This window comes from Protofrankia sp. Cj5, from assembly GCF_917627405.1.
Taxonomy (GTDB): Bacteria; Actinomycetota; Actinomycetes; order Frankiales; family Frankiaceae; genus Protofrankia.
Genome location: NZ_CAKJTO010000030.1, coordinates 1 through 6,967 on the forward strand (window position 1 = coordinate 1; position 6,967 = coordinate 6,967).

A 6,967-nucleotide genomic window follows, 5' to 3' on the forward strand; every position below is an offset into this window, starting at 1 on the left:
CGTCTCGGCGATAACGCCCTTGCCATCCAGGGTCGTGACGAGCGGGATCTGGAACCGTTCGACGAACCGCAGCATCGCCGTCTCAGCGTGGCTGCGGATCGTTCCGAAGCCGGCGAGGACGACGACCCGGCGCCCGTCCCGCAGTGCGTCCGCCAACTCCGCGGCGATCGCGTCGACCTGCGTCGGATCGGGCCGCGCAGGCGCCACGGCGATGACGGGATCGTGGTAGTTGCGCACCGTCACACCGCGGTGGGTGAGGTTCTGCGGCACGTGGATGTGGACCGGTCCCGGCCTCCCCTCAAAAGCGACGTTCACCGCCTCCTCGAGCACGTCGCACGCGTCCGCGGCATCTGCGAGCAGATAAGATTTCTTGGTCGTCGCCGCGAACATAACCTGCGAATCAGGCGTTCGGTTCAACCCGGACGTGTCGTTCACCGCTCCGCGACCGCGCCAATCGAGGGCGACGAAACCAGTGATCGCCAGGACCGGGTAGGAGTCGGACAGAGCGACCGCCAGTCCGGAGAACAGGTTGAACGCACCGGGGCCGACCGTTGCGAAACAGACACCCAACCGGTTCGTATACATCGCATATCCGCAGGCCATAAATGATGCGGCCTGTTCATGCCGGGTCATGACTGCCCGGATCTTCCGTGAGTGTTTGAGCGCCAACGCCAGGCTGGCGATGTTCTCACCGTTGCCACCGAACACGGTGTCGACCCCCGCGCTCTCCAATCCCTTCACGAGTGCCTCGTAGACTTGCATCGCCCTCCTAGAGTGGTGACGGTCCACTGGCCTGGACACGCGACACTTCCCAATTCCGATGGATTTCCGCATTTATAGCCAATTCGCCCACGACTCAGCAAACACCCGGAGCGGCTTCTTATCTAGTTGCGTGCAGGGCAGCCGAACCAATCGTAGACCGCCGATCGGCTCCTCGCGCCGACGTCGAGCGAAATGCCTGTTTTTCGCCGGCTGGGGGGCGCCGAAAAAATCCAGCCTGCTGGCACATATCGTCGTTATTCGTATATCCGGTAGTGCCGCACCTCGAACTCGTTCGTAGCTCGGTGGTAAATCACCTTTCTCGACCTCGGATCGACGCCGTCGCCGCGTTCCTGGCGCCAGATCACAGAAGTCATCGGAGCGGCGCATAAGGGGCGATCTGCAGCGAATGTAGCCGGCTATTGGAAATGCCATTCAGAAGGGATCTTCCAAACGTTTGTAAAAGAAGCGAAAGGAACGCGAGCGGTTAGCGGTGTCCTACGCTAGGTTCAAGTTGCAGCTTTCGGCGCACCTGTATGAAATGGCAGCTAGCGGAGGTATAGCCGTTATGCGTATCTACAACTACCAGGGTCCCGACTTTGAAACTTTCAGGCCGTACAAGAGAACAGATCCCGGTGTCACTTTCCCCTTGTACGATAACCTGAGCAACCTGCTCGCAGAAGCGGGAGGCAAGGAGCAGAGCGAGACCATTCGAAACGTAATGGCCATCTGTGCCGGTTACACCTACGGGGCAATAGATATCACAGATAAGATACGTCCCGAATCTTCCGCCCATAGGTCGTCGAACGCGGTCACGACGTACCCGTCGAACATCTTGGCCGACATGATGGTCCGTGCAGGGCTCGACCGAAACAGCTGTCGTGTTGTGGACGAGCGCATCGACAGTATGTTCATTTACTCTACGGCATTCATAGTACAGAGCATTGACAGGAAAGTTCTCATTCTAGCTTACCGGGGAACCGAGCCGGCAAATATTCTCAACTGGTTTACCGCTTTGGACGTTACCGCACAAGATCATCGGAAGGCTCGCCTTGACTTCGATCCTGACGACAATCGCCCGGGAGAGCCTTTTGACGTTCACATGGGATTCTATCGCAACACGCGTGTAACCGCATATGAGGTCCTTCGCACGCTGAGGCGCGGCCTGGCCGGTGAATCGATCCTAAGCGATTCGACCAGGAACCCAAAGGTCACGCCAGGCAAGGACCCTGCCCTCTATATCACCGGCCACAGCCTCGGTGGCGCGATGGCGGCATTCATGGCACTAAAACTAATCAGTGACCCGACCTACAGGGAGATCCGGGAGAAGCTTCGGGGTGTATACACTTTCGGCCAGCCGATGATCGGCTCAGCGAAACTAGCCGAAGCGTACAGCCATATACCCGAGGTGGACCGACCTCCAATCTTTCGATATATTTATCGAGATGACCCTATTCCGCATTACCCCCCCAGATCAACGGGAGACTTTGCGCATTTTGGTTCAGAATTTCGCTACAATGGAAATTGGGAGCCGAGTTCGAATAGTCAACAGATGGGAAATGTATTGGACCTCGCTACAGCCGCAGCCGAGTTCCCACTCCAGCAGCTGCACATCCTTGATTCGATCCTACCATTGGTCACCTCGACCGACTTTTCGATTGCCCACCATTTCCCCCAAAACTATATACAGGCACTGACGCCGGTAGGCAGGCCGAACGAACTCGGTGACGACCAAATCCTCCCAGAACCCGGTATTCAGCAAACCCAACGGGCCGGTCAGGTGCCTGGCCTGCCCAAGATACGAGAGAGCCTACAAGATCTCGTGCGGGACACCATTCGGGAAGCCGTAGGAGAGTCGGTAGCTGAAGGCATGCGTACTTTTGCCGAACAGCTACCCGCCTTTCCGATAAATGTCGCCAAGGGTGTTTTTAAGCCGTTTCGTGACAGGGCTCCTCGGATCCCCCGGATCCCGGTCAAACTTCCGCTGGTCGGCTGAGGGTGTTCGGTGGCGGCGTCAAATGGTCGTAGCGACGCTTCGAGGGGATCATATCAGTAGCGTCGGGGAGACTGCACGGTGGACGAGCCGGCACGAGCTGCTGACAATCGAGGAGCAGGAGACTATTTCTCGCGAGCGGAGTCGGACTCATTCGGCTCGCCGGGTAGCCCGGGGGAATTTCGCCGGGTGGGCGGCCGGAGTCGCACCGGCCGCCTCCCACAGATTCCCCGCATGACAGTCTCCCGTCACGGGGCTCGTGCCGCCCAGTTGTCAGGACGTGTAGGCGAGTTGCCAGTGCGCGAACAGGCCCGGATCCCGTTTTCGGACCCTTTTGAGCCACTCCCGCGCACGTTTGTCGCTTCGCAGCCGCGCATATTTCGCCCGCGCCCAGCGCATCAGATGGCGATCGATACGCCTGCACAGTGGGACCACCAGGGTCGGGTAGAACCTGGTGGAGTATGGAAGCCAGCCCCCGACCACAGGGTTAATCCCCCGAGCGAGGTCGTCAAGTGTCCTGGTGGTGCGTCGAGGAAGCCGCCAGGAGCGCACCCGGCGGCTCATATCGGTCAGCTTGCCTTCGCTGACCCCTGGCAGGAAACCGGTGAACGCCTTACGGCTCCTCCGGTCATATGCCTTCCGGGGACGGAACGTATAGCCACAGAACGTGAACGACACCACGGGATAGTCCTGGCGCCGCCTGCTGTCCTTGCAGTACGCTATCCGCGTCTTCTCCGGGCTCAGTTCGAGCCCGATCTCAGCGAGCCGACCAGCGATCGCGTCCCGCACCCGGCGGGCCGCGGACTCGCTAACACAGTGGACCACGATTTCGTCACTGAAACGCTCGAACGGGACGGTCGGAAACTCCCGAGCCATCCACGCATCGAAACCATAATGCAGCAACAGGTTGGCCAACAACGGCGAGCCCACCGCACCTTATGAATAGTGCTGGGTTATGCGCAGTGTTGGCCTGTCGGGCCTGGTGAGGGCCCGATCGGGGCTTGAGCGCTGCGCATAACCTGTCAGCGGCGGGGGCTCACAGCGAGGTGAGCCAGTTGAGCAGGTCGGGGTCTTGGTTCCACTCGGGGAGGTCGTCGGTGACGATGTCGGTGTAGGCGGCTTCGAGCGCCTTGCGTTTGGCTTCGGTCGAGGCCCGTGCGTAGATTTCAGTGGTGGACAGGTCGACGTGTCCTAATATGTCGCGGATGTAGGGTAGGGGAATGCCGGCCTCGTAGAGGTGCATGGCCTTGCTGTGGCGCAGGGTATGTGGTGTGATCTTGACGGTGGTGAGCGTCGGGTCGGCCGTGCTCGCTTGGTGTTTCCGGATGATCCAGGCGATCCCGCCGCGGCTGAGCTTGGTGTCGTGCTGGTTGAAGAACAGCGGATGGTCGCTGTGGCCGGACCGCGTGAGGTGGTGTTCGGCGAGGTAGGCGTCCAGGAGTCCGACCGTGTTGCCGACGAGCGGGACGTGGCGGGTTTTGCGTCCTTTGCCGGTCAGGGCGGCGATCGGCGGTGCTTCGAGGCGGATATCGCGCACGACCAGGTCAGCGAGTTCCTGGGCGCGGGCCCCGGTGTCGTAGAGCGTGGCGAGCAGCACCGCGTCGCGGCGGCCGTGGCGGGTGGACCGGTCCGGTGCGGCGAGCAGGCTGCGGGTCTGGGCGACGGTGAGGTGGTTGACCCCCGGCTGGGCGTGTTTTTTGGCGCGGATGGCGAGGATGTCCTGGCAGCAGGCCAGCAGGGTGGGGTCCTGAGAGGCCAGCCACCGGGAGAACGCGCTGATCGCGGCGAGGCGCTGGTTGCGGGTCGCGACGGTGTTGTGTCTGCTGTCCTCGAGCCAGTCCAGGAACGTGCCGACGGCGTCGGCGTCGATGTGTTCGAGGGTGAGCTTCTCCGGGGGAATCGACCGGACGTCCCGGAAGAAGACGATCAATAGTTTGAAGGCGTCACGGTAGGACGCGACGGTGTTCGCTGAACTGCCGCGTATCCCGGCCAGGTGCGCGGTGAGGAAACGTCGCAGCGCGGTCGCGAAGTCAGTCGCCATCGTGCGGCCAGTCGGTGACGGGCGGGACGACCTCGCCGAGGACGCGCTGAACCTGGGCGGCGATATCGGGGTAGGACTCGGCCGTCAGGTGCAGGTAGTAGGCGGTATCGCCGATCGAGGCATGGCCCAGGTAGGTCTGTAGGACCGGCAGCAGCGCGCCGACGTCGTCGCCGCGACGGAACCACGTGCGAAGATTGTTGACCGCGAACGTGTGTCGCATGTCGTGCACACGGGGGCCGTGGCCGCGACCGCCGTGCGGGATGCGTGCCTGCCAGAGGAACCGGCGGAAGTTCCTGTTGACGTTCATCAGGGCGAGCGGCCTGCCGTGGGTGCCGGGGAAGAACCACTCCCCGCCGACACGGCGGATCGCCGGGTCGGCGTCGAAGGTGGCGAGCCTGCGGTGCAGCGACGCCGCGAGGGGGGTCTGGCGGTCCTTGCCGCCCTTCGCGTCACGGATCTGGAGTACACCGGTGCGCAGGTCGACGTCGGCGACGCGCAGCAGGCGGGCTTCTGAGGCCCGCAGGCCGCAGCCGTAAATCGTGCGGAACAGCACCGGCATGACCAGATGGCGCACCGGGACCTCGGCGCAGTAGTGGCAGCGGTCGGTCTGCGCGAAGAACGCGGCGAGTTCGGCGTCGGTGTAGATGTGCGGGACGTAGCGAGCGGGCCGGGGCAATGTGCCGTAGGGCAGGACATAGGCGGCGATCCCTCGCCGGTGAAGCCAGCGGGACAGTTCTCGGACCGGCGCGACCAGGCCCTGCATCGTCGCCGGGGTGACCCCGCGCCGTCGTCCGGCCGCGATCCACGCCTCGACGCACTCCCGGCTGGGCGCCTGAAGGCCGGGGAACTCGGCACGGGCGAACGTGGCGAACCGCGCCAGGATCCGTTCCTCGGTGGTGTATTTGTAGCCGACGGCGCGCTTCTGCGTGACCAGCCCCGTGATCGCGTCGGTCAGCATGATTTCGGTGCTCATCGCGGTGTCTCCCCGTTGGCCGGCGCGTCCGGGTTCAGCGCACATGTCTGCAGCAGCACCAGCGAGGACTTCAGATACACGCCCGTCGACCTCACGGACTGGTGTCCGAGAATGTCGGCGATCTGCTCGATCGGGGTGCCGCCTTCCATCAACCTCGTCGCCAGCGTGTGACGCAATGAGTGCATGCCGTGCCGGCGCTGTTCGCTCACCGGCACGTGCGCGATCCGGGCGTACTTGACCAGGATCTGGTGGAGGTGGTCCTGGTCGGAGAACCCCCCGATCGGGGCGGTGTGCCGGATGAACACCTGTGGGGCGTCGCAGGCGGGCCGACCGTGCCGGATGTAGTCGGGGCCTGTCCAGTTTTTCGTGTAAGGATGGGCAGGAATTGTCCTTGCCGTGTGATTTACTTTTTGATTAGTGAAGTGGGAGCCTGCCCGGGAACAGGATCACCATCGCGTTCAGCGCCTGATTCCAACCCTGAGTGCCGGTCCCGTTCTCACCTCCGCGTTTGGTCGAGATATTCCGGATCCCCAGGTAGAGTAGCTTCATCGCCGCCTCATCCGATGGGAAATGCCCACGGGTCTTCGTTATCTTCCGAAGCTGAAAGTTGATGGACTCGATAAGGTTCGTGGTATAGACGACCTTACGGAGCTCGGGAGGATAGTCCAGGAAGGGAATAAACTCGGCCCAGGCCCGCTTCCACACGTCGACGGCGCCGGGATACTGCCGGCCGTATTCCTTCTCCAGGTCACCGAGCGCTGTTTCAGCGGCCTCGACCGACGGCGCGGTGTAGATGGCCCGCATAGCCGCGGCCACCTTCTTCCGGTCGCCGTAGGAAACGAACCGCATCGCATTGCGGACGACGTGCACGACGCAGGTTTGCACGACCGTATCCGGGAATACCGACGTGATTGCCTCAGGAAGGCCGGTCAGCCCGTCGCAGCAGGCGATTAATACGTCCCGCAATCCACGATTCCGTAGCTGCGTGAGCACCGAAAGCCAGAATTTTGCCCCCTCCGCGTCCGCGATCCACACCCCCAGGACGTGCTTGCGGCCCTCCACGTCGACGCCCACGACCAGGTGCGCCGCCTTCATGGTGACGACTCCACGGTCCTTGACCCGGATCCGGATCGCATCCACATACATGATCGGATAGACGTCGTCGACGGGCCGGTTCTGCCAGGCCGTGATCTCCTCCGCC

At 62.5% G+C, this 6,967-nt stretch carries 7 protein-coding genes; 1 reads left to right on the top strand and 6 read right to left on the bottom strand.

Annotation, left to right across the window (positions count from 1 at the left end; translation table 11 throughout):
• A partial coding sequence (locus tag MJ777_RS08920; RefSeq protein WP_255724020.1) for a thiamine pyrophosphate-binding protein occupies nt 1–762 on the bottom strand: 762 nt, incomplete at its 3' end.
• Nucleotides 763–1,327: 565 nt separating this feature from the next.
• Between MJ777_RS08920 and MJ777_RS08925 the strand changes: the two genes are divergently transcribed.
• Nucleotides 1,328–2,755, top strand: coding sequence for a lipase family protein (locus MJ777_RS08925; RefSeq protein ID WP_239375063.1), 1,428 nt, complete (start codon nt 1,328–1,330; stop codon nt 2,753–2,755).
• A gap of 270 nt (nt 2,756–3,025) precedes the next feature.
• Here MJ777_RS08925 and MJ777_RS08930 read toward each other — a convergent pair whose 3' ends face one another.
• From MJ777_RS08930 to MJ777_RS08950, 5 genes are all read right to left on the bottom strand, one after another.
• Nucleotides 3,026–3,682, bottom strand: coding sequence for a group II intron maturase-specific domain-containing protein (locus tag MJ777_RS08930; RefSeq protein ID WP_239375066.1), 657 nt, complete (start codon nt 3,680–3,682; stop codon nt 3,026–3,028).
• 106 nt (nt 3,683–3,788) lie between these two features.
• Complete coding sequence (locus tag MJ777_RS08935) at nt 3,789–4,793, bottom strand: tyrosine-type recombinase/integrase (protein ID WP_239375069.1); 1,005 nt, start codon at nt 4,791–4,793, stop codon at nt 3,789–3,791.
• Nucleotides 4,783–5,766: a tyrosine-type recombinase/integrase gene (locus MJ777_RS08940; protein ID WP_239375072.1), complete on the bottom strand. Its 984-nt coding sequence runs from the start codon at nt 5,764–5,766 to the stop codon at nt 4,783–4,785. Before MJ777_RS08940 ends, MJ777_RS08935 begins: the two co-directional genes overlap by 11 nt.
• Nucleotides 5,763–6,071 carry a tyrosine-type recombinase/integrase gene (locus tag MJ777_RS08945; protein ID WP_239375075.1) on the bottom strand — a complete coding sequence of 103 codons (309 nt, stop codon included), beginning with the start codon at nt 6,069–6,071 and terminating at the stop codon, nt 5,763–5,765. Before MJ777_RS08945 ends, MJ777_RS08940 begins: the two co-directional genes overlap by 4 nt.
• 109 nt (nt 6,072–6,180) lie before the next feature.
• On the bottom strand, nt 6,181–6,967 hold a 787-nt coding region (locus MJ777_RS08950; protein WP_239375078.1), incomplete at its 5' end, for an IS256 family transposase.

What these genes read in the sequence shown, in the direction of transcription:
- MJ777_RS08940 (WP_239375072.1), bottom strand. Translation starts at nt 5,766, where the DNA reads ATGAGCACCGAAATCATGCTGACCGACGCGATCACGGGGCTGGTCACG.
- MJ777_RS08935 (WP_239375069.1), bottom strand. Translation starts at nt 4,793, where the DNA reads ATGGCGACTGACTTCGCGACCGCGCTGCGACGTTTCCTCACCGCGCAC.
- MJ777_RS08925 (WP_239375063.1), top strand. Translation starts at nt 1,328, where the DNA reads ATGCGTATCTACAACTACCAGGGTCCCGACTTTGAAACTTTCAGGCCG.